At 56.0% G+C, this 293-nt stretch carries 1 protein-coding gene; it reads right to left on the bottom strand.

Features of this window, described 5'->3' with window-relative positions; translation table 11 throughout:
* Positions 1–272: DUF4277 domain-containing protein (locus MUW49_RS22155; RefSeq protein WP_244813140.1), on the bottom strand; the 272-nt coding region annotated here is incomplete at its 3' end.
* Between the last annotated feature and the right edge of the window lie 21 nt (positions 273–293).

Raw genomic sequence — 293 nt, 5'->3', positions numbered from 1 at the left:
TCATCATTGAGGTCATCAGCACAGATCCCGGGGCCAATCAGGCGCTCAACCGGCTTGTTAGCGAAGAATTGCGGGAACATGTGCAGGGTGCTGCTGTGAAAGCCGAGGCCGTTCACTATCATGGCGACCAAGGCTTCACCATGTGAAACCTTGAAAGGCGGGGTTTTGGGGAGCAAGGCATCGATCATGCGGGCAATGCCCAGTTCCTGGCAGAGTGCGGCGACCAAACCAAGGTGATCGAGGTTACGGATCGAGATAGCGGGTGCGGCCATGATGATCTACCTGCAAAAGAG

Origin of the sequence: Aeromonas sp. LsrichE-8G, from assembly GCF_022869435.1 — a bacterium.
Classification (GTDB): Bacteria; Pseudomonadota; Gammaproteobacteria; order Enterobacterales; family Aeromonadaceae; genus Aeromonas; species Aeromonas caviae.
The sequence above is the reverse complement of the archived record's forward strand: the minus strand, read 5'-3'. Positions and strand labels throughout refer to the sequence as shown.